At 67.6% G+C, this 26,974-nt stretch carries 26 protein-coding genes; 16 read left to right on the forward strand and 10 right to left on the reverse strand.

Translation table 11 applies throughout. The annotated features are described in order from the left end of the window. Positions 1–11: 11 nt before the first annotated feature. From nagZ to WC969_11115, 16 genes are all read left to right on the forward strand, one after another. Positions 12–1,496 (forward strand): beta-N-acetylhexosaminidase, encoded by a 1,485-nt coding sequence (nagZ, locus tag WC969_11040; protein MFA6030380.1) that lies wholly within the window; start codon positions 12–14, stop codon positions 1,494–1,496. Continuing rightward, entirely contained in the window at positions 1,493–2,668 is a 1,176-nt protein-coding gene (locus tag WC969_11045) for a HEAT repeat domain-containing protein (GenBank protein ID MFA6030381.1), read from the forward strand. Before nagZ ends, WC969_11045 begins: the two co-directional genes overlap by 4 nt. Beyond that, positions 2,665–3,474, forward strand: a complete 810-nt coding sequence (gene mtgA, locus WC969_11050) for a monofunctional biosynthetic peptidoglycan transglycosylase (protein MFA6030382.1) — start codon at positions 2,665–2,667, stop codon at positions 3,472–3,474. Before WC969_11045 ends, mtgA begins: the two co-directional genes overlap by 4 nt. A 63-nt stretch (positions 3,475–3,537) precedes the next feature. Beyond that, positions 3,538–4,791 (forward strand): HD domain-containing phosphohydrolase, encoded by a 1,254-nt coding sequence (locus tag WC969_11055; protein MFA6030383.1) that lies wholly within the window; start codon positions 3,538–3,540, stop codon positions 4,789–4,791. After that, positions 4,791–5,495 (forward strand): 16S rRNA (cytidine(1402)-2'-O)-methyltransferase, encoded by a 705-nt coding sequence (rsmI, locus tag WC969_11060; GenBank protein ID MFA6030384.1) that lies wholly within the window; start codon positions 4,791–4,793, stop codon positions 5,493–5,495. The genes WC969_11055 and rsmI overlap by 1 nt, the downstream gene beginning before the upstream one ends. Beyond that, on the forward strand, positions 5,485–6,105 hold the full coding sequence (locus WC969_11065) for an L-threonylcarbamoyladenylate synthase (GenBank protein MFA6030385.1): 621 nt from the start codon (positions 5,485–5,487) through the stop codon (positions 6,103–6,105). The genes rsmI and WC969_11065 overlap by 11 nt, the downstream gene beginning before the upstream one ends. Further along, a complete protein-coding gene (locus WC969_11070) occupies positions 6,102–6,575 on the forward strand; it encodes a low molecular weight protein arginine phosphatase (GenBank protein MFA6030386.1) in 474 nt (157 codons plus the stop codon). The genes WC969_11065 and WC969_11070 overlap by 4 nt, the downstream gene beginning before the upstream one ends. Continuing rightward, positions 6,547–7,812, forward strand: coding sequence for a serine hydroxymethyltransferase (glyA, locus tag WC969_11075; GenBank protein ID MFA6030387.1), 1,266 nt, complete (start codon positions 6,547–6,549; stop codon positions 7,810–7,812). Before WC969_11070 ends, glyA begins: the two co-directional genes overlap by 29 nt. Continuing rightward, positions 7,809–8,189: a response regulator gene (locus WC969_11080; GenBank protein ID MFA6030388.1), complete on the forward strand. Its 381-nt coding sequence runs from the start codon at positions 7,809–7,811 to the stop codon at positions 8,187–8,189. The genes glyA and WC969_11080 overlap by 4 nt, the downstream gene beginning before the upstream one ends. 11 nt (positions 8,190–8,200) lie before the next feature. Continuing rightward, complete coding sequence (mtnP, locus tag WC969_11085) at positions 8,201–9,076, forward strand: S-methyl-5'-thioadenosine phosphorylase (protein ID MFA6030389.1); 876 nt, start codon at positions 8,201–8,203, stop codon at positions 9,074–9,076. A 3-nt stretch (positions 9,077–9,079) separates the two neighbouring features. Next, positions 9,080–9,586, forward strand: coding sequence for a cytidine deaminase (gene cdd, locus WC969_11090; protein MFA6030390.1), 507 nt, complete (start codon positions 9,080–9,082; stop codon positions 9,584–9,586). A gap of 1 nt (position 9,587) precedes the next feature. Next, a complete protein-coding gene (locus tag WC969_11095) occupies positions 9,588–9,959 on the forward strand; it encodes a biotin/lipoyl-containing protein (GenBank protein MFA6030391.1) in 372 nt (123 codons plus the stop codon). A 23-nt stretch (positions 9,960–9,982) separates the two neighbouring features. Continuing rightward, positions 9,983–12,229: a hypothetical protein gene (locus WC969_11100; GenBank protein ID MFA6030392.1), complete on the forward strand. Its 2,247-nt coding sequence runs from the start codon at positions 9,983–9,985 to the stop codon at positions 12,227–12,229. Then, on the forward strand, positions 12,219–13,559 hold the full coding sequence (gene accC / locus WC969_11105; GenBank protein ID MFA6030393.1) for an acetyl-CoA carboxylase biotin carboxylase subunit: 1,341 nt from the start codon (positions 12,219–12,221) through the stop codon (positions 13,557–13,559). The genes WC969_11100 and accC overlap by 11 nt, the downstream gene beginning before the upstream one ends. A 276-nt stretch (positions 13,560–13,835) precedes the next feature. Then, positions 13,836–14,444 carry a D-sedoheptulose 7-phosphate isomerase gene (locus WC969_11110; GenBank protein ID MFA6030394.1) on the forward strand — a complete coding sequence of 203 codons (609 nt, stop codon included), beginning with the start codon at positions 13,836–13,838 and terminating at the stop codon, positions 14,442–14,444. Next, entirely contained in the window at positions 14,425–14,922 is a 498-nt protein-coding gene (locus WC969_11115) for an adenylyltransferase/cytidyltransferase family protein (GenBank protein ID MFA6030395.1), read from the forward strand. The genes WC969_11110 and WC969_11115 overlap by 20 nt, the downstream gene beginning before the upstream one ends. A 510-nt stretch (positions 14,923–15,432) precedes the next feature. On the opposite strand, the gene WC969_11120 is transcribed toward WC969_11115, so the two are convergent. The 10 genes from WC969_11120 to WC969_11165 form a co-directional block, all read right to left on the reverse strand. After that, complete coding sequence (locus WC969_11120) at positions 15,433–15,981, reverse strand: hypothetical protein (GenBank protein ID MFA6030396.1); 549 nt, start codon at positions 15,979–15,981, stop codon at positions 15,433–15,435. A gap of 162 nt (positions 15,982–16,143) precedes the next feature. Continuing rightward, positions 16,144–17,274: a hypothetical protein gene (locus WC969_11125; GenBank protein MFA6030397.1), complete on the reverse strand. Its 1,131-nt coding sequence runs from the start codon at positions 17,272–17,274 to the stop codon at positions 16,144–16,146. Positions 17,275–17,584: 310 nt separating this feature from the next. Then, entirely contained in the window at positions 17,585–18,235 is a 651-nt protein-coding gene (locus WC969_11130) for a hypothetical protein (protein MFA6030398.1), read from the reverse strand. A 51-nt stretch (positions 18,236–18,286) separates the two neighbouring features. Continuing rightward, positions 18,287–18,634, reverse strand: a complete 348-nt coding sequence (locus WC969_11135; GenBank protein ID MFA6030399.1) for a trypco2 family protein — start codon at positions 18,632–18,634, stop codon at positions 18,287–18,289. A 17-nt stretch (positions 18,635–18,651) separates the two neighbouring features. Further along, the gene (locus WC969_11140; GenBank protein MFA6030400.1) at positions 18,652–19,767 is read right to left on the reverse strand and encodes an alpha/beta hydrolase; all 1,116 of its coding nucleotides are present in this window, start codon (positions 19,765–19,767) and stop codon (positions 18,652–18,654) included. Positions 19,768–19,780: 13 nt separating this feature from the next. Continuing rightward, a complete protein-coding gene (locus WC969_11145; protein MFA6030401.1) occupies positions 19,781–20,770 on the reverse strand; it encodes a hypothetical protein in 990 nt (329 codons plus the stop codon). Between the two features lie 28 nt (positions 20,771–20,798). Continuing rightward, the gene (locus WC969_11150; GenBank protein ID MFA6030402.1) at positions 20,799–21,803 is read right to left on the reverse strand and encodes a hypothetical protein; all 1,005 of its coding nucleotides are present in this window, start codon (positions 21,801–21,803) and stop codon (positions 20,799–20,801) included. Between the two features lie 59 nt (positions 21,804–21,862). Further along, on the reverse strand, positions 21,863–22,030 hold the full coding sequence (locus WC969_11155; GenBank protein MFA6030403.1) for a hypothetical protein: 168 nt from the start codon (positions 22,028–22,030) through the stop codon (positions 21,863–21,865). A gap of 4 nt (positions 22,031–22,034) precedes the next feature. Then, the gene (locus tag WC969_11160; GenBank protein ID MFA6030404.1) at positions 22,035–24,026 is read right to left on the reverse strand and encodes a hypothetical protein; all 1,992 of its coding nucleotides are present in this window, start codon (positions 24,024–24,026) and stop codon (positions 22,035–22,037) included. Then, the gene (locus tag WC969_11165; protein MFA6030405.1) at positions 24,007–26,955 is read right to left on the reverse strand and encodes a DUF2339 domain-containing protein; all 2,949 of its coding nucleotides are present in this window, start codon (positions 26,953–26,955) and stop codon (positions 24,007–24,009) included. The genes WC969_11160 and WC969_11165 overlap by 20 nt, the downstream gene beginning before the upstream one ends. Positions 26,956–26,974 lie beyond the last annotated feature (19 nt).

The following is a 26,974-nucleotide window of genomic DNA, read 5'->3' on the forward strand; positions in this document are numbered from 1 at the left end:
GAGACGCACGAATGAACGAACGCACCCCGCTGATGATCGGACTCGAAGGCCCGCGCGCCGACCGCGCCGCCGTCTCCCAGCTGCGCGAGACCGGCGCCGTCTCCGTGCTCCTGCTCGCCCGCAACATCGAGAGCCCGGCCCAGGTCCGCCGCCTTTGCGCCGAGCTTCAGGACAAGCTCGGCCGCCCCCTCCTCTTCGCCATCGACCACGAGGGCGGCTGGGTCCTGCGCTTCCAGGACGGCCTCACCGCCTTCCCCGGCAACGCCGCGCTCGGCAAAGCCGGGGAGACCGCGCTCGCCCGCCGCGTGGGCTCGAGCATGGGCCGGGAGCTGGGGGCCCTCGGCATCGGTCTCAACCTCGCTCCGGTGCTCGATGTGCTGGGGGAGAAATACAACCCCGGCATCCACATCCGCTCCTTCGGGCGGGACCCGGAGGTCGTCGATACGATGGGTCGGGCCTTCGTCCGTGGACAACAAGTCCACAGAGTCGCCGCCTGCGCCAAGCACTTCCCCGGCAAGGGTGCGGCCCGCCAGGACGCGCACCTCACCCTTCCGACGGTCTCGCTGCCCCGCGCCGAGCTCCTGCGCCGCCATGTGGGCCGCTTCGCCGCCGCTTCCCGCGCCGGCGTCGCCTCCATCATGAGCTCCCACGCCGTCTTCCCCTCCCTCGACGCGAGCCGCACCCCGGCCACCTTCTCGAAGCCCATCATCACCGGCCTCCTGCGCCGGCGCATCGGCTTCAAGGGGGTCATCATCTCCGACGACCTCTGCATGGGGGCCGTGACCGAGAGCCGCGGCATCCCGGAGTCGGCGGTCGAAGCCTTCATCGCCGGTCACGACCTCCTCATCGTCGCGCACCTGCCCCCGGCCCAGCTCGAGGTCGCCGAGACCCTCCGCGCCGAGCTCGCGGAGGGCCGCATCCCGCGCTCGCAGTGGAACGCCTCGCTGCGCCGCGTCGAGGCCCTGCGGCGAAAGGCCTCCCCGCGCCCCGGCCCCCTCCCTGCGCCCGACGAGAAGACCGCGCTCGAAGTCTCCCGCAAGGCGCTCGAGCTCGCGCGCAAGGGCGAAGTCCCCCTGCCGCTGCTCCCCGGGACCCGCATGGCCGCCGTCTTCCCCGACCTGCGCGAGGTCCGCGACCGCTTCACCTTCGAGGGCGGGCCGGAAGCGGCCATCGCCCGCATGCGCCGGCGCCTGGGGGCCTGGCCGGAGAAGCCCTCTTTGACGCTGGCCCCGGTGACCTCGGAGAAGAGCGTCGAGCCCGCGCTCCGCGCCGCGCGGAAGGCCGAGGTCGTGCTCTTCTTCTGCTTCGAGGCCATGCGCTTCCCCGGCCAGATGAGGACTCTCAAAGCCCTGCGCAAGGCGGCCGGCCGCAAGCTCGTGGCGGTGCTCCTGCGCAACCCCTGGGACAAGGACCTCCTCGGACCGGAAACCACGGTGCTCCACGCTTACGGCTACCGGGACTGCCAGCTCCAGGCCCTGTTGGAGGCCCTGCGATGAACCCCGCTTCCCTGCTCGCCTTCGCCCTCGCGGCGGCCCCGGCCTGGGCCGTCACCGAGAACCTCCAGGCCGTCCAGAAGGGGACCGAGATCGTCATCACCGGACGGGAGGACGCCCCCCCGTCCGAGGCGGAGCAGGAGGAGCTCGACCTCTCCTCCAAGTCTGTGGCCGATTTGGCCACACTCTACTTCTCCGCCGGGGACGCCGACAGCAAGCTGCGGGTCCTGCACCGGCTCTCCCTCACGGAGCCCCGGACCGGGGAGGACATGCGCCGCCTCCTCGACCTCCACGCCCGGGACGCCGCCGCCCGCTCCGCCGCCGACGCCTGCCTCGAGCGGCTCTCCCCCGCGGCCCAGGGGTTCGGCCCCTACTTCGCCGCGCTGCTCGATGACGAGGACCCCCTCCTGAGGATCTTCGGCCTGGCCGGCTTGCGCCGCCTTCGCTACGCCCCGGCCCTGCCGGCCGTGCGCAAGCTCGCCGAGGGCCGCTTCCCCCAGCGCCGCCCCTCCATGCTGATGGACCCCGCGCAGAACGCGGAGTGGCGGACCCGCTTCGAGGCCCTGGGCGCCCTGGCCGTCTGGGAACGGAAGGACGCTCTGCCGCTCCTGCTCAAGAAGACCGCCGAGGCCCCCGCCGTGGCCTCCATCGTGGCGGCGCTGTTCTGGGAAGAGGCCTTCGACCGCATCGTCGCCTGGTCGAAGTCGAAGAAGGCCGAGGACCAGGAAGCCGCCCAGGCCGCCTGGGGCGCCGACGTCGCCCCGGAGCAGCTGCGCCCCACCTGGCCGAAGCTCCTCGCCCTGGCCTTGGACAAGCGCGCCGACCCGCAGACCCGCCACCGCGCGGCCGTGAAGCTCGGGCTCGCCGCCGGGGAAGCCGAGGCGAAGACCCTGCTCGAGAAGCGGGAGGCGGCGCTCAAGGACAAGGACGAGCGCACCCGCCTCCTGCTCGAATCCGCCCTCTTCGCCTCCGGCAGCCCGCTCGCGATCCCCCTCCTGGAGGAGCACGCGCGGAGCAACCCCGCCCCCGAGGGCCGGGCCGGCGCCCGCCTCCAGCTCAAAGGCATGCTCCCGCGCGGACGCTACCTCGAGCTCCTGCGCGAGGCGGCCGAGAAGGACCCCGACGGTGAGAACCGCGCCGCCGCCCGGCGCGAGCTGGACGCCGAGGGGAAGTGACCCGGCGCCGACGCGAGCCGCTCTCGAAGCCCTTCGTCCTCGCGTTCGCCGTCCTCGCCGTCGTCTCCGCCTTCTACCTCTCGTCTTTGCCCGAGGTCGAATACCTGCGCCGGGAGAACCCGAAGACCACCGCCTTCATGGAGCGCTACAAAGAGCGCGAGCGCTCCAAGGGCCGCCGCCCCGCCCTGCGCTGGAGCTGGACGCCGATCTCGGCGATGTCGCCGGACCTCGTGCACGCCGTCCTCATCTCGGAGGACGACATGTTCTACCAGCACAAGGGCGTGGACTGGGACTCCGTGCGCGAGGCCGCCCGCTACAACTGGGAGAAGGGCCGCTTCGCCCGGGGAGCCTCGACGATCACCCAGCAGCTGGCGCGCAACCTCTACCTCTCGCCCTCGAAGAACCCCCTGCGCAAGGTCAAGGAGTTCCTCATCGCCCGGCGCCTGGAGGACCACCTCTCCAAGCGGCGCATCCTCGAGCTCTACCTGAACGTGGCCGAGTGGGGCCCCGGGATCTACGGGGCGGCCGAGGCCAGCCGCGCCTACTACGGGAAGGAGCCCGGGGCGCTCGGCCCCGACGAAGCGGCGGCCCTCGCGGCCGCGCTCCCGAGCCCCCGGCGCCTGAACCCCGCCCGGCCGGCCGGCCCCAAGCTCCTCCAGCGCCGCCAGGTCATCCTCGAGCGCATGCGCGGCGCCGGCTACCTTCCCTCCCAGACCGACCCCCCCGCCTCCGAGCTCTCCCCCTCCCTGCCGGCGATCCCCAGCGGGGAGTCCAGGGGAAGCAAGCAGAGCGGGAATCCCCTCTAAGCCGCTTAATATACGCGCGCGTACGTAACCACGCGCGAATATTGCTAAACTCCCTACCTGCTCATGGCCACGGCCCTTCTCGGCTTCCTCTGCGCCGTCCTGCTGGCCGCGCTGTGGTGGGCGCTCTCGGAGGTCTACCGCCTGCGCGTGACCCGCGCCGGACCCGTCCCCTCGGCGGGAGCGCGCATCCCCATCGAGCGCTTCGACCAGCTCCTGACGATGCTGCTGGCCCTCCACGAGTACGGCGTCTCGCGCACCGGCGACGTCTCCCACGAGGAGTTCTGCGGGCTCTTCCTCGAGAAGGCCTGCGCGCTCGCCGGCTCGACGCGGGGCACGGTGATGCTCCTCGACGAGGAGAACGGCACCCTCTCCATCGCGGCGGCGAAGAACCTCCCCCGCTCCACCAACGCCCTGCGCCTGAAGCCCGGCGAGGGCCTCGCCGGCCGCGCCATCGCCTCCGGCCGCCCCATCTTCCTGCCTGAGCCGCGCAAGGACCCGCGCTTCCTCATCGGCCCCGAGGGCGCTCCGCCCGAGCCCATCCTCTCGGTGCCGCTCATGCTCAAGGGCAAGGCCATCGGCGTGCTCAACATCCACGACACCGCCGCCCGGCTCGGCGCCGACGACTCGACTCTGCGCGCGCTCGCGCTGCTCGCCGGCGAGGCGGCCGCGGTGCTCCACCACCAGCAGCGCTACGACAGCCTCCAGTCCTTCTACCTCGAGATGGTGCAGACCCTCGCCCGCGCCGTCGACGCCCGCGACCAGTACGCGCAGGACCGCGTCGAGCGTTCCCGGACCTGGGCCCGGGAGCTCGCCCGCGAGCTCGGCCTGCCCGAGCAGATGGAGCGCTACGTCGAGTTCGCCACGATGCTGCAGGGCGTCGGCAAGATCGGCATCGACCAGGCCATCCTCTCGAAGCCCGGCAAGCTCACCCCCGAGGAGTTCGAGCAGATCAAGAAGCACACGACCATCGGCTACCGCATGCTCGCGCCGGTCAAGTTCCTCGGCCCCGTCGCGCAGATGGTGCTCTACCACCAGGAGTGGTACAACGGCCGCGGCTACCCCGAGGGTCTCAAGGGCGAGGAGATCCCGCTCGGCTCGCGCATCGTGGCCGTCATCAACGCCTGGGAGGCGATGAACGCCGACCGCCCCTACCGCAAACGCCTGCCCCGCGAGACGGCGCTCGCCGAGCTCCAGAAGTGCGCGGGCACCCAGTTCGACCCTCAGGTCGTCGCCGCCTTCACCCGCCTCGAGGCCCGCACGCACGAGGAAGAGCAGGCCGCCGCCGCGGCGAAGGCCGCCGAAGCCCCGAAGGATTGATGCTCTACATCGTGCCCACCCCCATCGGCAACCTCGAGGACGTCACCCTGAGGACGCTCACGACCCTCGGCGCCGTGAAGGCCGTCTACTGCGAGGACACGCGCCGCACGCGCATCCTCCTCGAGCGCCACGGCATCGCGAAGCCCCTGGTGCGCTACAACGAGCACGACGAGCGCAGCGTCTCGGCGCTCCTCGAGCGCCTCGCGGCCGGCGACGACCTCGCCCTGGTCTCCGACTCCGGCACCCCCGTGCTCTCCGACCCGGGCTCGCGCGCCGTCGCCCGCGCCCGCGCGGCCGGGATCCCCGTCACCGCGCTGCCCGGCCCCAGCGCCGTGGCCTGCGCGGTGAGCGGCTCGGGCCTGCCCGGAGACTCCTTCGTCTTCCTGGGCTTTCTGCCCCGCTCGGCGGGCCGGCGCCGCCGCGCGCTGGCCGAGGCGGCGAAGCTCGGGCGCACCCTCGTCGTCTACGAATCCCCATTCCGCGTGCTCGACCTCCTGCGCCAGGCCGAGGAGGCGCTCGGCCCCGACGCCCAGGCGGTCTGCGCGCGCGAGCTCAGCAAGGTCCACGAGGAGTACCTGCGCGGGACCGTCCGGGAGGTGCGCGCGGCGCTCGAGGCCCGCGGCGGAGCGCCCGGCGAGTACGTCGTGCTCTTCCATCCCGGCGCCTCGCCCGACGCGCCGGCGAAGGAGTCCGATGAAGACTAGGATCGTCCCCCTGGCGACGGCCCCCGAGCCGGAGCTCCTGCGCGAGCTCGCGGGCGCCCTCCAGCAGGGACGCCTGTTCGTCTTCCCGACGGACACGGTCTACGGGCTCGGCACCACCGGACTCATCCGCGCCGCCGTGCGGCGCATCTACGACGCCAAGGGGCGCGACGCTATGAAGCCCCTGCCGGTTTTGATACATTCCACCGACGAGGCCCGCCGCTGGGCCGAGTGGACGCCGGCGGCGGAGGCCCTGGCCCGGCGGTTCTGGCCCGGGGCCCTGACGCTGGTCCTGCGCCCCACCCTCGAGGGGCGCCGGCTCACCACCTCGGAGCAGCCGACGGTCGCGTTCCGGGTGCCGGGCCACCCCCTGCTGCGCGAGCTCATCGAGGCCTCGGGCGTGCCCTGGGCGAGCACGAGCGCGAACCGCTCGGGACGGCCGGCCATCGCGGACGGGGCGCAGGCCGCCGCGGAGTTCGACGGTCGGGCCGATTTCATCCTGGACGGAGGCCGCACCGGGGGCCTGGAGTCCACGGTGGTGGACGCGACCGGCTCGCCGCGCGTGCTGCGCGAGGGCGCGATCCCGTCCGCCGACATCTTGAGGAGCGCATGAAAGTCCTTTTCGTCTGCACCGGCAACAGCTGCCGCAGCCCGATGGCGGAATACCTCTTCAACCACCATGCCCGTCTGCGCGACCTGCAGGGCTGGACCGCCCGCTCGGCCGGCACGGCCGCGGAGCGGCACTTCGGCCTCTCGAGCGGGGCCCGGGTGGCCCTCACCGAGAAGGGCATCCTGAAGATCGACCACGTGCCCCAGCTCGTGACGCGGGACCTCATGGCCTGGGCCGACCTCGTGCTCGTCATGGCGCAGGCGCACCGCGAGGTCCTCGCGGACCGCTTCCCCGAGCACCAGACGAAGACCCACCTCTTTCTGGACCGCGCCGGTCTCGGCGCGCGCGACGTCGCCGACCCCATCGGCGGGAGCGACGACCAGTACCGCCGCACCCGCGACGAGATCGAGGCCGGCATATTGGCCGTATTGGAGAAGGAATCCCATGGAAAACCTGAGCAAGCAAGACCCTGACCTCTACAAGGCGATCTCCGCCGAGGAGCGCCGCCAGGCGGAGAACCTCGAGCTCATCGCCTCCGAGAACTACGTCTCGCCCTCCGTCCTCGAGGCGCAGGGCTCGGTCCTCACCAACAAGTACGCCGAGGGCTATCCGGGCAAGCGCTACTACGGCGGCTGCGAGCACGTGGACGTCGTCGAGTCCATCGCCATCGAGCGCGCCAAGAAGCTCTTCGCCGCCGAGCACGCCAACGTCCAGCCCCACTCGGGCACGACGGCGAACATCGGCGTCTACCTCTCGGTGCTCAAGCCCGGCGACACCGTCATGGGCCTCAACCTCGCCCACGGCGGGCACCTCTCGCACGGCCACCCGCTGAACTTCTCCGGCCTCTACTTCAAGATCGTCTCGATGAACGTGCGCAAGGACGACGAGCTCCTCGACTACGAGGAAGCCGAGAACCTCGTCGCCCAGCACAAGCCGAAGATGATCCTCGCCGGCGCCTCCAACTACTCGCGCGTCTTCGACTGGGAGCGCCTCAAGAACATGGCCGACTCCGTCGGGGCCTACTTCGTCACCGACATCGCCCACTACGCGGGGCTCATCGCCGCCGGCGTCTACCCCTCGCCGGTGCCGCACGCCGACTTCGTCACCACGACGACCCACAAGACCCTGCGCGGTCCGCGCGGCGGCATGGTCCTCTGCCGCGAGCCGCACGCCAAGGCGCTCGACCGCACGATGTTCCCCGGCATCCAGGGCGGCCCGCTCATGCACGTCATCGCCGCCAAGGCCGCCTGCTTCGGCGAGGCGCTCAAGCCCGAGTTCAAGGCGTACCAGCGCCAGGTCGTCGCCAACGCCCGGCGCCTGGCCAAGGGCCTGCAGGACCGCGGCCTGCGCATCGTCTCGGGCGGCACGGACTGCCACCTCTTCTCGGTGGACCTGCGCCCGAAGAACTGCACGGGCAAGGACGCGGAGATCGCGCTCGACAAGGCCGGCATCACGGTCAACAAGAACGCCATCCCCTACGACCCCCAGAAGCCCTTCATCGCCAGCGGCGTGCGCATCGGCACCCCCGCGGTGACGACGCGCGGGATGGGCGAGGGCGAGATGGATGCGATCGCCGACCTCATCGACGAGGCGCTCAGCCGGCGCGCCGAGGATTCCGGGCTCGCCGAGGTGCGCCGCAAGGTGCGCGCCCTGACCGCCCGCTTCCCGGTCCCGACCGACAAGCAGGGAGTCGCCGGAGCCGCGCGTTGATCGCGCAGATCCTCCTCGTCGACGACGACGAGGGCGTCCGCTCGTCGCTCAAGGCCCTGCTGGAATCCTGGCACCACCGGGTCCTCGAGGCCGAGGACGGGGCGCAGGCGTTCGCGGTCGCCGACAAGGAGGTCCCGCACCTCATCCTCATGGACGTGGTGATGGGCAACCTCTACGGCACCTCGGCGCTCGAGCGCCTGCGCGAGAACCCGCGCACCGCGAAGATCCCCATCATCCTCATGAGCGGGACCGCGGACAAGCGCGCGCTGGGCGTGAAGGAAGGGAAGAACATGCGCTTCATGAAGAAGCCGCTCGACCCCAAGGAGCTCGAGAAGGTCCTCCGCGAGCTCCTGCCGGAAGGCGGCTACACGCCGTAAAAGGGGAAATGATGGCAAAGACAAAGGTTCGCATCGGCATTATCGGCGGCTCCGGCCTCTACCACATGAAGGGCATCTCCGAGACCGAGGAGCTCCGCGTCGACACCCCCTTCGGGCCGCCCTCGGACGCCCTCATGCTGGGGACCGTCGCGGGCGTGCGCTGCGCCTTCCTCCCCCGCCACGGCCGCGGCCACACGATCCTTCCCTCCGAGATCAACGGCCGGGCGAACATCTGGGCGCTCAAGTCGCTCGGCGTCGAGACCGTCGTCGCCTTCGGCGCGGTGGGCTCCCTGCGCGAGGAGCTCGCGCCCGGACACTTCGTCGTCCCCGACCAGATCGTCGACAAGACGACCCTGCGCCGCTCGACCTTCTTCGGGCACGGCGTCGTCGGCCACGTGGCCTTCGCCGACCCCTTCTGCGGCGGGGTCGCGAAGGTCCTGAGCGCCGCCGCGAAGGCCCTGGACATCCCCGTCCACCCGAAGGGGACGCTCGCCTGCATGGAGGGCCCGGCCTTCTCCACGCGCGCCGAGTCCGAGGTCAACCGCAAGCTCGGCTGCGACCTCATCGGGATGACGGTCGTCCCCGAGGCGAAGCTCGCCCGCGAGGCCGAGCTCTGCTATGCCCTCGTCGCCATGGTCACCGACTACGACTGCTGGAAGGCCGGCGAAGAGGTCGGCGTCGAGAAGGTCATGGCGGTCATGAAGGCCAACTCGGAGAACGCCCAGCGCCTGCTCTCGCGCGCCCTGCCGGAGCTCGCGAAGCTCCCCTCGGGCGCCTGCGCCTGCAGCCGCGCGCTGGAGCACGCGATCATGACGGACCCCGCGGCGATGCCGAAGGAGACCGCGGAACAGCTCGCCCTCATCATCGGGAAGCGCATCCGGAGGTAGACCATGGCCAAACCCCTCACGAAGGTGTACCGGCGGCTCGTCGAGGCCGCCAAGCTCGCGCGCAAGCGGGCCTACGCCCCGTACTCGCACTACCCGGTCGGGGCCGCGGTGCTCACCGAGTCGGGCCGCATCTTCTGCGGCGCGAACGTCGAGAACGCGTCCTACGGCCTGAGCATCTGCGCCGAGCGCGTCGCCATCTTCAACGCCGTCGTGCGCGGCGAGAAGGTGCTCAAGGCCGTCTGCGTGGCCGGCCGCTCGGCCCGCCCCTGCGGCGCCTGCCGCCAGGTCATGGTCGAGTTCAGCGGCAAGGAGACCGACCTCCTGCTCGTGGACCTCGACCCCAACCAGGGCCGGGACTCCGTGAAGAAGACCCGCGTCTTCGCGATGCTGCCCGGGGCCTTCGACCCGCTCGACTCCGGCCTGCTGCCCCAGCACCCCCAGAACCTGCTGCGCCACCGCAAGACCGCCGCGAAGAAGCGCCGCCGCCCGACGCAACGCAAGGAGGCTTGAGATGAAACTGCTCGAAGACGTACTGCGCTGGGCGCGGGGCACCGACCTCGCCGAGGTGGAGTTCCGCCGCGACGGCGACGGTCTCGGCTTCCGCCTCGAAGGCGCGGCCCTCAACCCGCCGCCGCTGCCCTCCTGCTCGCTCGTCCCCGTGCGCTCGCCGGGCGTCGGTCTCTATCGCGCCGGCGCGCTCGGGAAGGCCGGCGCCGTGCTGGAAGGCCGCGCGGTCGCCGAAGGCGAGAGTCTCGGCCAGGTCGAGGCGCTCGGCAAGGCCGAACCCGTGAAGGCCCCCTGCGCCGGAAAGCTCGTCTCCCCGCAGGTCGAGGACGGAAAGCCCGTCCAGTACGGCCAGGCGCTCTTCTTCATCGAGCCCTAGGGAGACAGCGCCGAGAACCGTCCATGCCCTCCGAACTGAAGTGTTCGAAGTGCTCCAAGCCCGCCGAGCCGGGCGCGCCCAAGTGCGCGTCCTGCGGCGCGCGCGTCGTGCGCGTCTGCGGCGGCTGCGGAGGGCAGAACTCCCCGGCCAAGATCTTCTGCGACAGCTGCGGCAAGCCGCTCGGCGCCGACGCCGGGCCGGCCCGCCCCTCCGCCGCGCACGGCCCGGTGCAGGAGCTCTCCGTCGAGCGCTTCGAGAAGGTGCAGTCCCCGGCGCCGGAACACCGGGGCGTTCCCGAGGCCGAGCCGCCGAAGCCGGCCCCCGAGGTGAAGGCCCCGGCGCCGGTGGAGCTCCCGAAGATCGAGCTCCCCGCCGAGGCGCCGAAGGAAGCCCCCAAGGCCGAACCCCCTGCGCCGGCCGAGAAGAATGCGGAACCCCGGACCCCGGGCGGCGTCAGCGGCGCGCTCCCGCGCGTCGACGGCATGTCGCTGCGGGGCTCCGCCGAGGACGCGGAGGCGGAGCGCAAGGCGCGCGACGAGGAGCGCCGGCGCCGCATCGCCGAGTTCGAGATGCCCAAGACCGGCATCATGCGCATCTCCGACCTGCACAAGGCCGAGCCTCCCAAGGAGCCGCCGAAGGCCGAGCCCCCGAAGGAGGAGCCGCCCAGGCCCAAGTCCCTGCGCGAGGCGCTCACCAAGCCCCCCGCTCCCGAGAAGCCCCGAGAGGAGCCGAAGGCTCCCGAGCGCCCGAAAGAGAACGCGAAGCCCCCTGAGAAGCCGAAGACCGAGCCCCCTCACGCCCGGCACACCCCCTCTCCCAAAGGCCGTACGCCCTCCCCTTTCGGCAAGAACCGCACTCCGGCGCCACGGCCCATCGACAAGAAGCACACCCCCGCGCCGGAGAAGCCCAAGGAGACGCCGAAGGCCCCGCCGCCCGAGCCCAAGGTCTACAAGGACCCCGCCGACCGCTTCCGCCGGCCCGAGGAGCGCGAGCGGGAGCACGCCGCGCCCAAATCCCCGCCGCCGGCGCCCGCGAAAGCGGCTGCGAAGCCGGCGCCGAAACCCGCGCCCCAGCCCGCGTCCCGGCCCGCGCCGGCGCACTCGAAGACCTCGGTCACCGCGAAGCCCTCGCCGTTCTCGACGGTGGCCGGCCTCGTCCTCCTCGTCGCCGGCCTGCTCGTCTACGGCGGCTACTGGTGGCGCTTCAAGCACAACCCGGCCAACCGGCTCTCGCGGGTCGCGACGCGCTTCGTGACGACGCTCGTCGCCGGCAACCCCGACGCCGCCTACGAGCTGCTCAGCCCGAAGAGCCGCGCCGAGATCACGCTCGACGAGTTCAAGCGCAGCGTCCCGCCCGCGGGCGGCGCGCTGGGCCCGGCGCAGATCGAGGTCATGGAAGAGGACTGGGCGCTCGTGCGCTACGACTCCGCCATGCCCGGCGCCGTCGCCTCGACCGAGCGCATCTCCTTCGTCCGCGAGGACGGCAACTGGGTCCGCGCCTTCGAGTGGCCGCTGCTCCTGCGCGCCGACGCGATGCTCGCCGCCGGCGACGCGATCGGGGCCGGGACGCTCGCGTCCAAGGCGGCCGCCATCGACCCCCGCGACCCGCTCCCCAAGGCCTACCTCTGCGAGAGCGCCTACGCGCGCAGCGCGATGCCCGAGGCCTACGAGGCCTGCCGCGCGGCCGTCGACCTCGCGAAGCGCTATCCCTCCGCCCTCGATGAGCGCGACCTCTTCCGCCTCCACGAGCTCACCGCCGACCTCCTGCGCAACTTCCTCGGCAAGCCCGCGGAGGCCGTGCGCGAGTACGGCATCCTCCTCGCCCTGCCCAGGCTCGAGCCGGCCGAGCGCTGCGGCATCCTCCTCGCGCGCGCCGACGTGCGCGCCGAGCAGAACGAGGCGAAGGCCGCGCTCGCCGACTACCAGGAGGCCGCCGGCGCCTGCCCGGCCGGCGACGAGGCCGCCTACGCGAAGGGCGCCGTCGCCCTCTTCTCCGGCGCCGCGGGCGACGACGCCGTCGCCATGGTCCAGCGCAGCCGGACCTCCGACGACGAATCCACGATCCTCGAGTGGCGCGCGAAGACCGCCGCCGACATCAAGCGGCATTTCGGCTCGAAGAGCACGCTCAAGGCCGTCGCCGACGCCTGGACCTCGGAATGGCTGGGCGGCTCGCTCTACCGCGTCTCGCTGCGCAGCGCGCAGATGCAGATCCTCGACGCCAAAGTCGACCTTTGGAACCAGACCCTCAAGGTGGAACTCCATGTTCAGTAAAGTCCTCGTAGCCAACCGCGGCGAGATCGCCGTGCGCGTCTTCCGCGCCTGCAAGGAGCTCGGCCTGCGCACCGTGGCCGTCTACTCCGAAGCCGACCGCGAATCGCGCCACATCGCGCTCGCCGACGAGGCCGTCTGCATCGGCCCCGGCCCCTCGCGCGAGAGCTACCTGCGCGTCGACCGCATCCTCGCCGCCGCCGAGCAGACCGGAGCGCAGGCCGTGCACCCGGGCTACGGCTTCCTCTCCGAGAACGCCGCCTTCGCCAAGGCCTGCCGCGACCGGGGCCTGACCTTCATCGGTCCGCCGCCGGAGTCCATCCACGCTCTGGGCAACAAGATCGAGGCCAAGCGCCTCGCCGAGAAGGCCGGCGTGCCCGTCGTCCCCGGCGCCTTCGGAGGCCTCAAGGAGCTCTCCGCGGCGGCCGCGCGCGTCGGCTTCCCCGTCATGGTGAAGGCCGCGGCGGGCGGCGGCGGCAAGGGGCTGCGCTTCGTGCGCGAGCCCGGCGCCCTCGAGACCGAGATCGAGAAGGCCGGCAGCGAGGCCAAGGCCAACTTCGGCGACGGCACCCTCTACCTCGAGAAGTTCGTCGAGAAGCCGCGCCACGTCGAGATCCAGCTCTGCGCCGACGTGCACGGCGGCGCCGTCGCCTGCGTCGAGCGCGACTGCACGGTCCAGCGCCGGCACCAGAAGCTCATCGAGGAGTCTCCCTCCCCGGCGGTCTCCCCGGAGACCCGCCGCAAGATGCAGGAGGCCGCCATCCGCCTGGCCAAGGCCTGCGGCTACTCGAACGTGGGCACCGTCGAGTTCCTCCTCGGCGCCGACGGACACTTCTACTTCATGGAGGTGAACACGCGCCTCCAGGTCGAGCACCCGGTCACCGAGACCGTGGTCGGCATCGACCTCGTCGTCGAGCAGATCCGCCTCGCCGCCGGCGAGAAGCTCTCCTTCGACCAGGCGCGCGCCTCCGAGATCCGCTGCCACGCGATCGAGCACCGCATCAACGCCGAGGACTCCACCCGCGGCTTCGCGCCCTGCCCGGGCCTCATCTCGAACTGGACCGTCCCCGGAGGGCCGGGCGTGCGCGTCGAGTCGCACATCTACGCGGGCTACACGGTGCCGAGCTACTACGATTCGCTCATCGCCAAGCTCATCACCTCGGCGCCCGACCGGAAGTCCGCCCTCGCGCGCTCCGTGCGGGCGCTCTCCGAGTTCGAGGTCGGGGGCATCCACACGACGATCCCCTTCCACCTGCGCGTGCTCGCGGACAAGCGCTTCCAGAGCGGCGTCTTCGACACGAGCTTCGCGGACATCCTGCTTGGGAGCAAGTAACGGAATCTATGGGGGCCTTGGCGGGGCGTAATCTGGGTCGAATGCAAGGCGCGAGGAGCGAGGATAGTTCGAACTATCTGAGCGACGAGCAACGCCGCAGACGACCCGGAGAAGGCCCCGCCCTGAAAGGGAAGCCCCGATACCGGCCGATTCCTTCGTCGCTCCTCGGTTACAGTGCACAGAGGCACTGCGCCCTCGTCGCTTCTCGGACTCAGCTCGGTCTCGGGGCTTCCAAGGCCCCCATAGATTCCGTTACTTGCTCCAGGGAGGGCCACCATGTCGGAACGAACGGTAAGACTCGCTGAGCGCGCCGCCCGCCTCTACCTCGCCGAGAGCGCGAAGGCCGTCGAGGGCACCGCGAAGCAGGCGCACCTCATCGGGGGGATGGCCGAAGCCCTCATCGACTCCTTCCGCCGAGGCCACAAGCTCCTGAGCTTCGGCAACGGCGGCTCGGCCTGCGACGCCCAGAACTTCGCCGACGAGCTCGTCGGGCGCTTCGAGCGCAACCGCCCGCCGCTCCCCGCGCTCGCGCTGACGACCAACACCTCGGACCTCACCGCCATCTCCAACGACTTCGGCTTCGAGCACGTCTTCGAACGCCAGGTCGAAGCCCACGGCCGGCGCGGCGACGTGGCCGTCGCCATCTCCACGAGCGGCAACTCCATGAACGTCCTGCTCGGGGCGAAGAAGGCCCGCGAGCTCGGCATGACCGTGCTCGGCTTCAGCGGCCGCAGCGGCGGGCGTCTGAAGCCCCTCTGCGACTACTGCCTCTGCGTGCCCTCGGAGAAGACCGCGCACATCCAGGACGCGCACATCGCCGTCATCCAGGCCCTCTGCGGCGTCATCGAGGACGCCCTCTTCGCCCATGCCCCGAAAGCCCATTGAGACCGCCGGGAAGGTCTGCTCGCTCAAGGACCTCCTCGCCCAGCGCGAGGCGTGGAAGAAGGAGCGCGCGAAGGTCGTCTTCACCAACGGCGTCTACGACCTCCTCCACGCGGGCCACGTCGAGTACCTCGAGAAGGCCGCGGCGCTCGGGGACCGGCTCGTCGTCGGCGTGAACACCGACGCCTCGGCGCGGCGCCTGGACAAGGGCCCGGAGCGGCCGCTCAACGCGCTGGAAGACCGCGCGCGGCTCATCGCGGCACTGGCCTGCGTCAGTTGCGTCGTCGCTTTCGACGAGGATACGCCGGAACAGCTCGTGGCCGCACTTAAACCCGAAGTCCTGGTGAAAGGCGGCGACTACAAGCCCTCGCAAGTCGCGGGCCGCAAGCACGCCGGCCGCGTCGTCATCATCCCCCTCAAGCGCGGCTACTCCACGACGAATCTCGTCTCAAAGATTCGCCGCGCGAATCGGAAAGCCTAGATAGCGCGTCGGGTCCTGCCGCCGATGGGGCCCATCGCCCTCTGCGCGCGCTGCCTCTACCCGTCCCGGCGCGCACACCCGGGCGATCCGACCCATCGTCGTCACCCGACGCGCATTCCTCCGCGGCCGTCTTCCTCCTCGCCAGTCCTCGATCTCTTATCCCTCTCCCGCTTGCGGGAGAGGGATAGGGTGAGGGGCCGGGGCGCCAGCGAAGGCCGGGGGAGAGGGCACTCCTTACCGCGTTATCCTCTCGCAGCGGCCCTCTCCCCCGCTATCCCGCTACGTCGCCGCTGGGGGGTGTCGACGCCTGAAGATGGGAGAGGGAAGTCGGGCCCACTAGTGGTGTCCGCACCCCTGGATCAAGGTTGCGCCGCACCGTGGGCTCGAGGCCGAGGCGACGCCTCGGGGACCTAATGAAATGGTCGCAGAATGCGACCACCTCGGGCTATCCGAACCCTACCCCAACTTGAAGTCACAAACTGTGACTTCAACGAGTTGAGGAAAGGTTCCCTACTTTTTCAGCTTGAAGGACTTCAGGAAGGCTTCCCAGCTGGGGCGGCTGGGGGCGGAGGGGTCGGGGACGCCTTCCTCGGCGTAGCTCAGCACGAAGAAGGCCTTCCCGGCGGGGACGATGCAGAACTCCTCCATGACCATCCGCGGCGCCTTCTCGGAGCGCTGGTGCGGGTCGCCCGAGGGTTCGGGGTAGGCGTGCCGGTAGACGTAGGCGCGCGCGCCGGCGACCTTCACGACGGCGTCCTTCTGGGCCGGCCGCCCCATCGTCGTCGCCGCGGGGCTCCGGAGGAACGCCTGGGAGGTCTTAAAGCGCGTCCCCGGCCCGCCGAAGAGAGTCACGCGGATGCGGTCGCCGCCCTTCGTGAAGGTCACCGACGGGTCCTTCTCCCCTTCGGGGCCGACCTCCGCATCCCAGCCCTCCGGCGCCGTCAGCTGAGCGGCGGCGGCGATGGCGGGCGGGATCGGGTCGGCGGGCTTGGGCGGGGGCGCGTCCTGCGCGAGGACCGCGCAGGCGAGGAGGAGCGAAGGCAGCGAGAACGCGTTCATTCCAAGCCCAGTCTACATCATCCGAAACCGCTTTCAGCGGCTCCGAATGACCCTAAGTAGCCGCCGTGTACCTGCACGGTGGGTGGGTGGGTCGAGACGCCACTCGGAGGTATGCGCTCCGCGCATACCTCCGAGTTCCAGACCCCACGCCTTAAACCAAGACTACTTGGCCCGAATGTTTTTCTCGAACAGTGCCTGGAAGTACGCCCGCCACCCCTCCGACCGGTAGGACGCCACCGGCTTGGGCCGGTTGCCGTAGGGGTTGCTGCCGGCGGGCGCGAGCGAGAGTTGATAGACGTCGTAGCCGTCGGGGAGGAAGACGAAGACGATCTCCTCGCCGGTCTTGGCGGTGGCCTCGTAGTCGTCCTCGCTCGGCGGATAGTCGCCGACGAAGCCCTCCGCGGCCGCGTCGGGCGGATGGCAGTGCCACGTCCCCGCGTAGCGGCCGGACCAGTCCGAGGTGAGCATGTCCTTGAGTTGAGTGGACGCGTCGCCGGAGTAGTGCCCGGCGGCGAGCTCGGCCACGGTGTCCACGACCATGCGCAGGATCTGGTCGCGCTTCTCCTGCGAGAGCTTCCCCTCGGCGTCCCATTGCCGGCGCTTCACAAGATGCTTCTTGAGGATCTCCTGCGGGTCGAGCAGGGCCATCTTCGCGGGCTCTTCGTCGAAGAGGCGCTGAAGCGCCGCGGGGTCGTCGCCGCGGGCGACGAGCTCGCGCAAGAGCGGCCGCACGAGGTCGTCGTGGAAGTGGAAGGCGACGCGGCCCGCGTCCAGGGTCAGCTCCCCGCCCAGCTCGGGCATGTAGGGCTTGCCCTTCACCACGATGCGCTCCGACAAGGTCCGCTCGAAGACCCCGCGCACCGAGACGACCGCCTCGGGCGTCAGCAGGGCCGCGCGGAACTCCTCGGTGGTGATGGGATGGGCCAAAGTCGGCCCGGTGAGCCCGAAATACGCGTTCATGCGCCGCAGGGCCACCCCGAGCTCAGGACTCAACGGGAAGGCCGCGCCCTTGTCATCGATGAGGCGCGGGCTTCCCGCCTCCCCGGCGATGCGGAGCCCGCTCCTGCCGGCGCGCCAGGCCTCGACACGCTCGGCTTCGGCGCCCAGCCCGAGGACATCGTGCTTCGCCAAGAGCTCGATCCCCGGCTCCAAAACCTTCTCATCCAGCGCCTCGCCGACCGGCTGGACCGCGACCCCCTTGAAGTCTAGTTTGGGAAGAGGAGGAGGCCAGACCTGCTGCCCCCACGCCGGAAGCGCAGCCAGGAAGGCCGCCAGAACAAGCACAGAGCGCATCACACCTTAAGTGTACCGGGGACCGGGGCGAGTCGAGAGGGCCTTCAGGGACCTATAAATGCGGCGTTAAGCCTAGGCCATTTTAGGCCTCTAGCCGTCGGCCTGGATAGCCACCGGGAACCTGCACGGTGTCGAGTGGCAGGAGCCGTAACAGCTGTTCCTCAAGCAACCGCCGCGTACCGCTGTGGTGGGTGGGAGGGGTGGTGACGCCGCAGGGAGGTTTGCGCTCTGCGCAAACCTCCCTGCTCCAGACCCCACGCCATGAATTAGTTCGATTAGTTAAGTGCCTGGCTCCGTAAGGCGCAGCGACTCAATCCACACGCGGCTGATACGAAGTAAATTCCTTGCAGAACCAGGCGACGAACTCGCGCTCATCCGCAGGGAGGTCCCTGTTCACAGCAAAGGACCAGCTATTATTCGAGGCCTGGCCCTTTGCCTTGATGACGTATTCCTTCAGCCTTTCCTTCTCGAAGGGAGGCAGCCTTTTAAAGTAAATGATGGCGTTATCCTTATCGAGCGCCCGCATCGTCTTATAATCAAACTCCTTTAAATCTTTTTCTTGCTCGATTACCTTCACAGATGATGTTTGGCCGATTGCTTCAAAGTAACTATTGGCCTTCAAATTCGTGTATCGGATCGCGGTACCTGTGACGCGCACTTCGCATCCTCCCCAAATTGCGGCCCAAGGTGCCGGGAAACCCCAACACGACTGATCGACGAATACATTCACCAATGTATGCGCCTTCGTGTTTGTAATCGCATCTTCGATAGCAGCTTTCAAGGATAGGTCCGATTGCCCGATAAGAATCCCGAATAGAACAAAGTTGCTGGATTTCCCTGTCGCGATTCCGACCACCTCCTCTTGGCCGGGCCCCAGGGAAGCACCAGAGTATAGAAGCGGGCGGCTGACTACGCAGCCCGATAGGCTCAACGCAATCAAAATCAGGACAAGGTGTCTCATGGTTACTCCATCCTTACGGTGCCATGCCTCAACTAATTGAACCAACTCCTACTATGGCTTCTTCATAATCACCGGCTTCAGAAAGACGGGCGAAAGTCCCTTGAACTTCAGCTTCGGTCCCTTCCGCTTCCCCTCTTTAGGCACGCCCAGCGCCTTAAAAGTCAGCTTGATGCTCTGCACCGCCTCCTTCTGATAGCTCAGTTCGCCGTCCGCCGAAACAGGACAGGCCAGGAACTTGAGCCCCGCCTTCCCGCTGCCGCCTTTCGTCACGACGAACTTGATCTCGAGCTCGAGCTGGTCGAGCGCCATGATCTTGCGCTCGCCTTCGGACTTCTTCTCGGCGTCGAGGATCTCTTTCTTGATCTGCGCGATGAGGCCGGATATATCTAGAGAATCCATCCACACACTCCGTTGCTTCAGCGCCAGAACTTTTTCAAATCGTCCGACATCGTCTGCAATGCCGTGCGTTCTGGATGCCCAAAGGTGAGATCGTGCTCATCGGACCGGACGTCCAGCGCATGCCCGAGCTTCGGGAAATACCGGAACATGATGTTCGTCTTCTTCCATTGCGTACGGTTCGCGATGTCGGCAGCTTTCGCCTGATAGGAGGGAACCTGATTGTCCCATTCCCCCTGGAAGATCGCGACCTTCGTCTTGCAATTTCGCAGGAGCGTCGCAGTTTTTGGTAATTCCGCTTCTTTGCGTCGGAATGCATCTACGCCCGGAGGATCATCGGCCAGCAGATTGGAAAAGTTACCCGCCATGAACTCGGAGCTCTCCATTACACCGTCCCCATCGATATCCAACAGCGCCAATTGCCGGCTGAGGCTCTTCGAGATGATGTCCTCACCGGACAACTCTCCCGGACTCAGAGCGCCATCACGATCCCGATCAAGCCCGTCGAATATTGACAACGGACGATACGTGGTCTGTTCGAAAAGGAGCGCATCCTGCGACACCGCATAGAATGAAATCAACCCCACGCCGGAGACGTCCTTCTCGCGATCTGCAATCTGGAGCGCGATATAACCGCCCTCACTGTGTCCTAGCAAGTAAATCTTCGCGTTGGGATACTTCTTCTTCGCCCACTTCGCAAAATGTATCGCATCTTTGATGTAGCACCCTAAGGGGTCGCTCAACAACTCATGGATAACAGGACTTTTCTTAAACGCCGGATCTTTTCGCAGAGTGTCGACTACCTGGAAAGAGCGCTTGTTATAGCGAAGGACGGCAAAGCCGGATTTCGTAAGCGCATCCGAAACATCTACGAAAAAACGATTCTTAGCCGTCCCTGTCGACACCGGCCCCAGGTCCTCATCCATACTCTGAGGCCCGGATCCGTGCAGAAGGACCACGACTTTCTCGACCTGCGCGGGTGCAACGCCCGTCGGAAGATCGACGACCATGTCCAGGCCATAGCCGTCGTAGCTCGGCACCATTTGCCGCAGAGGGTGCGACATCGCACCAATGGATGAGCCTGCCGTAAGGCAGAGCCCTGCGAAGATAATTATTCCCTTGATCGGTCTGTTCATAACCCTTCTCATATCACATTCGATAAGTGTCTTTCAGTACGCGTTGGACCAATGTGGACAAGTCTTCTTTCTTCAGTACCGTCTGCCCTTTGAATTGCGACAGCCCCTCGATCCCAGAAACGATTCGAGCGGAATATTCGCGCACGAACTCCTCCGAAACTCCTTTGGCGAATTCCGCTCCGCCCATGTAGGAAGCCATCTGGAAGGCATCCACATTACGCATCTTGTAGGACATGCCGATAGGACTGCTGCTGCTTGAGGATATCGAGCTGTTGTCCGGGTATGGCCCGCTTGGATTCGCGTTCAAGCTGCTGCTTGAACCCGCCTCAGAATCCGTTGCCACGTTCGAATGCACTGCGACGTTCGTCTCCACTGCCACATTCAGCACCGCAACGACGTTGTAAGCGACGGCGGCCTGCGATGCCACTGCAGCGATGACATATGCGGCTGCCACTGCCGCCGTAACCTGCTCATCGGAATCCGAGACCTTCATGAGTTCGTCTTTGAAGGCTATCAGGAAATGGGACTTCTCTGGATAGGTGAATAACCCACGGCTCTCAAGAGCAGTCAAAAAGGCCTTCGGATCGCGCGTCTCAAGAGCGCTGCGCACCGAGGCGTCTCCCAGCGCCATGACGATTCGCACTTCCATGGCATCCAAGCGCAATTTAACGTCTTCGCACCCGATCTTCTTCAGATACTTCATCGGATCCTCTGAGAACTCTCGCGCAACCTGGGGGTCCTTGTATATCTCATCGGCGAGGATCGATAGTGCCAGGGCGTCATTCCACATCTTCGAAGGGACGTTCGTCCTCGCCATCTTCAAGCGGAACAACTCCCGACCCTGGGCCGATTTCAAATCAATCACCTTCGATACGTCTGGAACCTCCGATCTGACGCTCCCATCCGACGGGTACGACATCCCCGCGCCGACCGCGCCGGATGATTCAGCGCCCAAAAAGAAAGCGAGCGCTGTGGAAAGGAATTTCTTAAGTCTGCTGGTCATATGCATCCCCCTCTGCCGTATGGTCCGCTTAATTCCGACGACGCTGCGCTTCGCCTGAACGCATGCGCTCCATCAACTGTAGACGGAATAGCACCTCGGGAATCTTCTCTCGATAAGTCTCCTCAAGAACTGTCCTCAAACTCTTCTCATTAAAGATGGCCCGGCAGGCCTCGCAGGGATGCACCAGCGGCGCAGCCTTTGCGAAATCAGCTCCTTTTTGCACGGCGTATTCCAGAATCGCCATCGGGCCTTCGACTCTCAGCCATAAGCGCAGGAAATCCGAACACTGCTCCCGGTACTTCTCGACGACATCAGAAGCATCCTCGATCCTGCCCATATCGAACTCGGGGATGTGAGAGACCGTCAGGCCACAACAGGAAAGAAGATGCTCATCGGGCGTGAACACTAATGTCTCCATCACATGCTCACAGCCATGACATTTGGGCTCTTTTCGAGCCGCTGACCGCCCATCCCTAGTGGAAATCCAGGGAGCCGTCAACAAATCGAGGTTTTTGCCTTTCTCCGTGCGCAAGAATTCCGTCAAAAGCGGATGTGCACGCGCCTGCTTCTCCGTGAATTCCACCGGACCCGGATGCCCTTCGATAACCAGGAGTGTGTTTATCCCCTCTTCGGCACAGTGTCTTGCGCCAATAGCGACTCGTTCGAAGGGGATATATTTCTGGTGCTCATTCCCTGTACTGAAATTTATGTCTCCAAGACCTGCTGCCTTCAGTTCCCTGGCCCACTCGGAAGCCGTATTATCGTCCGTCGCCCAATACCCATTCGTTACGCATCGAGTCAACAATCCCTTCTCAGTCGCCGCCCGAATGACAGTCAGCAAATCCTTGCCCCGCAGGAAGCACTCCCCTCCGGTAAAGACAACGAGCTTAATGGTTGGGAAACTCTCAGGGACCCGTTCGATGATCCGGAGAAGTTTGGGAAGCGGGAATTCACCTTCTGATTGAGGACTGCATTTGAAGCAGCAATCTCCACATGAAATCGAGCACTTGAAGGTTGTAAGGAAGACCATCACTGAAGGTGAATATCCATATGCTTCATCTCGACGAAGAGATCTTAATTTAGACGAATCACTCACGCCGCCCTCCTGCTGAAGAACCCACACATGATCTCGCGCTCGACAATCTCCGCGGGCATCTTGTGACCGTAGCACTTGCCCTCCGAGTCGAGGTGGGCGCAGTCGGTGCAGCGGACCTTCCATTTGCCGGTGAGGAGACCGAGGAGCATGCAGAGGTAGCGCATAGCTCTATTTCCACGCACCGCCAGCCGGCTCCTCGGGCAACAGCCTGGCGATGACGAAGAGCAGCGCGACGACCACGAGGGCGAGGGCGCCCCAGAACAGCCACTTGCCGACGCCGCTGGGGGCGGCGACCTCCCACCAGGGAGAGACCGCGAGGCCTTCCTCCTTGCCGAGCGACGCCTCGCCGGGCATCTTGGAGAGCAGTTCCCGCGAAGCGAGCCGGAGGTCGTAGACCGGGGCGGAGACGTTCTTCTGACCGTAATAGAGGAAAAGCTCCTTGCCCGGGGCGGCCTTGAAGAGGAGGCGCGGCGCGGTGTAATACGCCCTGCACTCCGAGAGCGCGAGCGGCGGGTTGTCCCCGTTCTCCACGACCAGGGAGAGCCGCTTGCCGTCCGGCGGCCGGTTGAGCCCCAGACTCACTCCGGCGGAGCCCTGCCCGAGCCGGCGGGTCCAGGTCGCGGCGCCGAGCTGGACGCGGGCCGTGTCGCCGCGCTCGTCGCGCTGCTCGCTGAAGACGCTCGCCTGCCGCTCGAAGAGCGCCGGCTGGGTGGCCGTGCAGGACACGCTCGTGACCGGCGCATGGACATAGGGCAGGTCCAGGCTCCAACGGCTCGAACGATCCTTCTCCCCGTCGCGGGTCAGGGACAGCGGCACGCTGCGCGTGACGCCGCTCTCGTCGAAGAGATAGGGAATCTGCCGGCCCTCCCGCATGAGGCGCAGGTCGGCGAGCTCGCCCTCCTCCCGGGAAAGTGTTTCGAGGTCGAGCTCGAGCCGCTGGACGCCGGCATCCTTCAGTTCAATGCGCTTCTTGAAGGGCCACTTGGAGACGTCGAGTTCGGTCCCCGCCTCCTCGACGCCGGGCAGGGCTTCGGGCGCGCGATAGGCCGGATTGGCCGCCAGAGGCCCGAAGCTCGCCGTCGCGCCCGGGGCGGTCGTCAGCCGCTGACGCAGGCCGGCGACGTCGTACTCTTTCGCCTCGGCTCCCTCGTTGCCGGCCGAGAGCGTGTAGCTCCCGGTCTCATCCGCATGGAAGACCATGAACGCCGGTGCGGCCTTCAGATGCACCCATACGATGTCCAGAGGCTGACTGTCGCCGTTATGGATGCGCAGGTAGACATCCTTGCCCGTGACCTGCGCTGAAAGCGGGAAGCTCAGGCTCTGGGCGGAGGCCCCCCCGTTGAGGGTCACGCGGTAGATGCTGCCCGAGCCGAGCAGTTCGTCCTGGATGCGGTAGTCGCGATATACGCGCTGATACAGCTCGACGCGGCGAGTGAAGACGGGTTCATTGGTCCCGATCTCCAGCGAAGTCAACATGAGGTTCGACGCTCCCAGCGAGAGCCGCAGGACGGTCGTATGGCCGCTCCCTCCGCGCTCGAGGATGGAAGTATCGATCTTGTCGAGGTCGGCCAACTCCTCGGAACGGGCGCGGGCGTCGACGCCCATGACGGGGACGGCGTCCTTGCGGGAGTCATCGAGGTTCACGCGGACCTCGCTCCAGGCGCCAGCGGGCAGCGGCAGCTCCAGCGATTCGACGCCGTCGTTCTGGCGAAAGATCGGGCGGCCGCGCACGAGGGTCTGGAAGGCCTCGCTCTTGTTCCTGCGCGCGTCCACGGTGACGGCCTTGATGAACTCCCGCGCGGGCGTGATGATCCTCAGGCCGTCCCACTGGCGCCCGGCGTAGGCGCTCCCCGGCTGGACGACGAGCTGGGTGAAGCCGTTGCCGATTATGGAGGAGCGGGTCTCGAGCCGGAACCAGTCTCCGGACTTGGGCATGGGCCGGTCGATGAGATACGGCACCTCGCGGCCGGAGGGCGCGTCGAGGCGGAGGTCGCGCAGGTCGGGCCGGGCGACGGAGAGCGTCGGATTCCCCAGACGGACGCGCACGAGCCCCGCGGAGGGCACGTTCAGCGCCTGGGTGTGGCTCCACTGCTCGCCGACCGCGGCGAGGAGCGGGAGGGCGAGCGCGAGCGGCAGGAGGCTAAGCAGGCGTTTTCTCATTGAGGAACCTCTGATAGACGAAGGAGACTAGGATGAGCACGACGGCCAGCCCGATGATGGAGGCGACGCGGTAGAGCTGGCCCAAACGCCAAAGGTCGTGCAGGAAGACTTTCGCGATGGTCGCGACGAGGAGGCCCAGCCCGCCGTAGCGCGCGCCCTGGCTCTTGCGGGCGATGCCGAGCCCGACGAGCACGATGGAGAAGGCCGCCCAGACGAGCGAGTAGGTCATGTCCTGCGAGAAGGCGCCGGAGAAGTTGAACGTGATCGTCGCCCCCTTGCTGAAGAAATCGGCGATCTCGATGTTCACCAGCAGGAAGGCGAGCACGACGCCGAAGACGTTGAGGTAGGAGCGCACGGGCAGCCCCAGGACAACGTCCTCCTCGGCGTCGAAGCGCGGCGCGGCGAACCACATGCAGGCGGCCGAGACCCCGTAGACGAGCAGATACCAGTTCAAGAGCGGCGTCTGGGTGCGCGGATGATATGAGAGCACCGCGGGATTGAGCGCGAGGCGCACGAAGGCCACTCCCAGCAGCGCCGCTCCCCACGCCTTGAGCCCCGGATGCGGGATGCGGCGATAGAGCCAGACCAGCGCCGCGCCTTCAAGCGCCCAGCCGAAGGTGACCCATTCCTTCTGGAACTGGACCGGGATGACGAGGGTGATGAAGAAGAGCGCGACGCCGCCCAGGTAGGCGAGCACCGACATCCGCCCCTTCTCCTCGCGAGGGACGAATACATGCGCGAGCGTGAGCGCGCCCAGCGACGAGAGCGCGAAGAGCGCGGGGACCGCGCCGATGTAGGCCTTGCCGACGGCGAGCGAGATCGCGCGATAGATGAGCAGGTAGTGCAGAGGCCCCGACGCCGCGGCCGCCCGCCAGGCGCCCAATCTCTCCGTCCCGGAACAGAAGAACAGCGGGAAGAGGAGGAAGCCCGCGTAGAACGCGGAATACCAGCACAGCGCTCCCGCGGGGGCCGTCTCCGAGAAGTTATGCCCGTGCCAGAAGGCCTGCACCATGACGGTGCCGCAGAGCGCGACCAGCGCGGCGGCGTCCATCTTCCGGAAGCGGACGATGCCCAGGAGCAGGACGTTGAGGAGCAGCACGAGTCCGAAGACCGGGGAGGGGTCGGGCAGAGGGATCTTGGCGCAGACCGCCGCGAGCAGGAAGAACGGCAGGATCGCGGCGCAGGCGGCGAGCTCCGCCGGAGAACGCATGGAGAGCGCGCCGGCCTTCTCCCGGACCTTCTCCTCCGCGGGCCTCGCCCAATTACGGGCGAGGTAGAGCGGCCAGGCGAAGAAGGCGAGGATGAACACCCCGAGCAGCGGGAGGATCTGGACGACCCCCGCCGCGTCGGGCAGACGGAGCATCCAGGTCGCGAAGGCGGCGAGGACGAGGACGAGCGAGGCGACCGCGGCCCACATCACCGCGGCGAACCAGGCGAGCGCGAGCGCCAGCATGCCCAGGATCATGATCGTCGGCCAGATGAGGAAGCCGGCCGCCTTCCCGGCGTGCATGGCGAAGACGAGCAGCGCGAGGACCATGCCGGGGAAGGCGTAGCCCCAGTTCCAGGCGCTGCGGTCGGGCCGCAGGCGCTGGATGGCGGCCGGTGCGGCCGCATGGATGACCGCGAAGGCCAGGTAGCAGGCGAGCGCCGCGTTGAGGAGGTCCCCCGTCAGAAAGCGCGAGGTCCAGATCGAAAGGATGGCGAAGCTCACCCCCCCTCCGATGATGTAGAGGGGCCGCGGCTCCTCGCGCCGCAGAGCGGCGTACGCGAGCTGCAGGTTGAGCAGGTTGAGCAGGACGAACTGGAAGACCGGCCGGCTGCCCAGGACCTGATAGTCGAGCATGAAGGCCGAGAAGCCGAGACAGAAGAGCGGCAGGGCTGCGGCAGGGACGTGGAAGCCTAGCCCATCGCGGCCGCGCCGCCGTGCGAGTCCAGCGGCCGCGAGGAAGAGGGCGCAGAACCAGACGACGATGCCGGAAAGCAGCAGTTCCTTATGCGGGGCGAAGAACTCCTTCGTCCAGCCCATCTCCATGAATAGCGTGGCTCCGGCGGCGAGCGGTAGGAGGAATCCCCAGTCCATGCGGAGCGCCACGGATATGAGCCCGATGTTCAAGATCGTGATATAGGCGAAGAGGGCGATGGGCCGATCGACGCCCGTCGATAGCAGCGGCGGGGTCAGAAACCCGCCCACGAGCCCCAGCAGGGAGACGTAGCGCGACTCCAGGCGCACGGAGAGCACGAACGCCGCGACCGTGACCAGCGACATCAGGCCGAAGGCGATCTCGGGTGAGACGAGCCGGTAGAAGGCTCGGGACGCGAAGACATCGGCATAGAGGATGGCGATGCCCGAGGCGCAGAGCGTCTCCACCGTGACCCGGTAGCCGCGCGGCCGCAGCAGGAGGCCGCCGATAATGGCACCGATGCCCATGAGCATCCCCAGTGCCACGCGGGTCGAGGGGCTGATGAGATTGTTGTCGAAGGAATATTTCACGAAGAAGGCGATGCCGAGGAAGAGGGCGAAACCGCCGACCCAGGCGAAGAGCTTCACGCCCATGAAGCGCTCCCAGTCGATCTTCGTCTCCGGCTCCAGGGGCTCCGTCCGGGCGGGAGGCAGAGGTACGGATGCGACGGGCTTCTTGGCGAGCGCGGGAGTCCCGCAATTCCCGCAGATCGCATCGGCGATCTCCATCCGGGCGTGGCACTGCTGACAGAACACGGAAGCCGGTCCGCTTGCGGCCGGCGCGCGAAGCGGCTCTGCGGCCTTGCGCTCCGGCTGGGGCTTCTCGATCCGAGCTTCGGCCGGCTTCCCCGGCGCCAGCTCGGGGAGGCGTCCGCCGAGCCGCCGCACCTCGCCGCGCACGCTGGCGAGCTCCTGACGGAGAGCTTCGAGTTCGTTCTTCAGCGAAAGGATCTCATCCTTATCGGCCATGGGAACCCCACATAATCGG

It is taken from the genome of Elusimicrobiota bacterium, assembly GCA_041660925.1.
Classification (GTDB): Bacteria; Elusimicrobiota; Elusimicrobia; order UBA1565; family UBA1565; genus JBAZUV01.

What these genes read in the sequence shown, in the direction of transcription:
- nagZ (MFA6030380.1), top strand. Translation starts at nt 12, where the DNA reads ATGAACGAACGCACCCCGCTGATGATCGGACTCGAAGGCCCGCGCGCC.
- WC969_11045 (MFA6030381.1), top strand. Translation starts at nt 1,493, where the DNA reads ATGAACCCCGCTTCCCTGCTCGCCTTCGCCCTCGCGGCGGCCCCGGCC.
- WC969_11055 (MFA6030383.1), top strand. Translation starts at nt 3,538, where the DNA reads ATGGCCACGGCCCTTCTCGGCTTCCTCTGCGCCGTCCTGCTGGCCGCG.
- rsmI (MFA6030384.1), top strand. Translation starts at nt 4,791, where the DNA reads ATGCTCTACATCGTGCCCACCCCCATCGGCAACCTCGAGGACGTCACC.
- WC969_11065 (MFA6030385.1), top strand. Translation starts at nt 5,485, where the DNA reads ATGAAGACTAGGATCGTCCCCCTGGCGACGGCCCCCGAGCCGGAGCTC.
- WC969_11070 (MFA6030386.1), top strand. Translation starts at nt 6,102, where the DNA reads ATGAAAGTCCTTTTCGTCTGCACCGGCAACAGCTGCCGCAGCCCGATG.
- glyA (MFA6030387.1), top strand. Translation starts at nt 6,547, where the DNA reads ATGGAAAACCTGAGCAAGCAAGACCCTGACCTCTACAAGGCGATCTCC.
- mtnP (MFA6030389.1), top strand. Translation starts at nt 8,201, where the DNA reads ATGGCAAAGACAAAGGTTCGCATCGGCATTATCGGCGGCTCCGGCCTC.
- cdd (MFA6030390.1), top strand. Translation starts at nt 9,080, where the DNA reads ATGGCCAAACCCCTCACGAAGGTGTACCGGCGGCTCGTCGAGGCCGCC.
- WC969_11095 (MFA6030391.1), top strand. Translation starts at nt 9,588, where the DNA reads ATGAAACTGCTCGAAGACGTACTGCGCTGGGCGCGGGGCACCGACCTC.
- WC969_11100 (MFA6030392.1), top strand. Translation starts at nt 9,983, where the DNA reads ATGCCCTCCGAACTGAAGTGTTCGAAGTGCTCCAAGCCCGCCGAGCCG.
- accC (MFA6030393.1), top strand. Translation starts at nt 12,219, where the DNA reads ATGTTCAGTAAAGTCCTCGTAGCCAACCGCGGCGAGATCGCCGTGCGC.
- WC969_11110 (MFA6030394.1), top strand. Translation starts at nt 13,836, where the DNA reads ATGTCGGAACGAACGGTAAGACTCGCTGAGCGCGCCGCCCGCCTCTAC.
- WC969_11115 (MFA6030395.1), top strand. Translation starts at nt 14,425, where the DNA reads ATGCCCCGAAAGCCCATTGAGACCGCCGGGAAGGTCTGCTCGCTCAAG.
- WC969_11120 (MFA6030396.1), bottom strand. Translation starts at nt 15,981, where the DNA reads ATGAACGCGTTCTCGCTGCCTTCGCTCCTCCTCGCCTGCGCGGTCCTC.
- WC969_11125 (MFA6030397.1), bottom strand. Translation starts at nt 17,274, where the DNA reads ATGCGCTCTGTGCTTGTTCTGGCGGCCTTCCTGGCTGCGCTTCCGGCG.
- WC969_11130 (MFA6030398.1), bottom strand. Translation starts at nt 18,235, where the DNA reads ATGAGACACCTTGTCCTGATTTTGATTGCGTTGAGCCTATCGGGCTGC.
- WC969_11135 (MFA6030399.1), bottom strand. Translation starts at nt 18,634, where the DNA reads ATGGATTCTCTAGATATATCCGGCCTCATCGCGCAGATCAAGAAAGAG.
- WC969_11140 (MFA6030400.1), bottom strand. Translation starts at nt 19,767, where the DNA reads ATGAACAGACCGATCAAGGGAATAATTATCTTCGCAGGGCTCTGCCTT.
- WC969_11145 (MFA6030401.1), bottom strand. Translation starts at nt 20,770, where the DNA reads ATGACCAGCAGACTTAAGAAATTCCTTTCCACAGCGCTCGCTTTCTTT.
- WC969_11155 (MFA6030403.1), bottom strand. Translation starts at nt 22,030, where the DNA reads ATGCGCTACCTCTGCATGCTCCTCGGTCTCCTCACCGGCAAATGGAAG.
- WC969_11160 (MFA6030404.1), bottom strand. Translation starts at nt 24,026, where the DNA reads ATGAGAAAACGCCTGCTTAGCCTCCTGCCGCTCGCGCTCGCCCTCCCG.
- WC969_11165 (MFA6030405.1), bottom strand. Translation starts at nt 26,955, where the DNA reads ATGGCCGATAAGGATGAGATCCTTTCGCTGAAGAACGAACTCGAAGCT.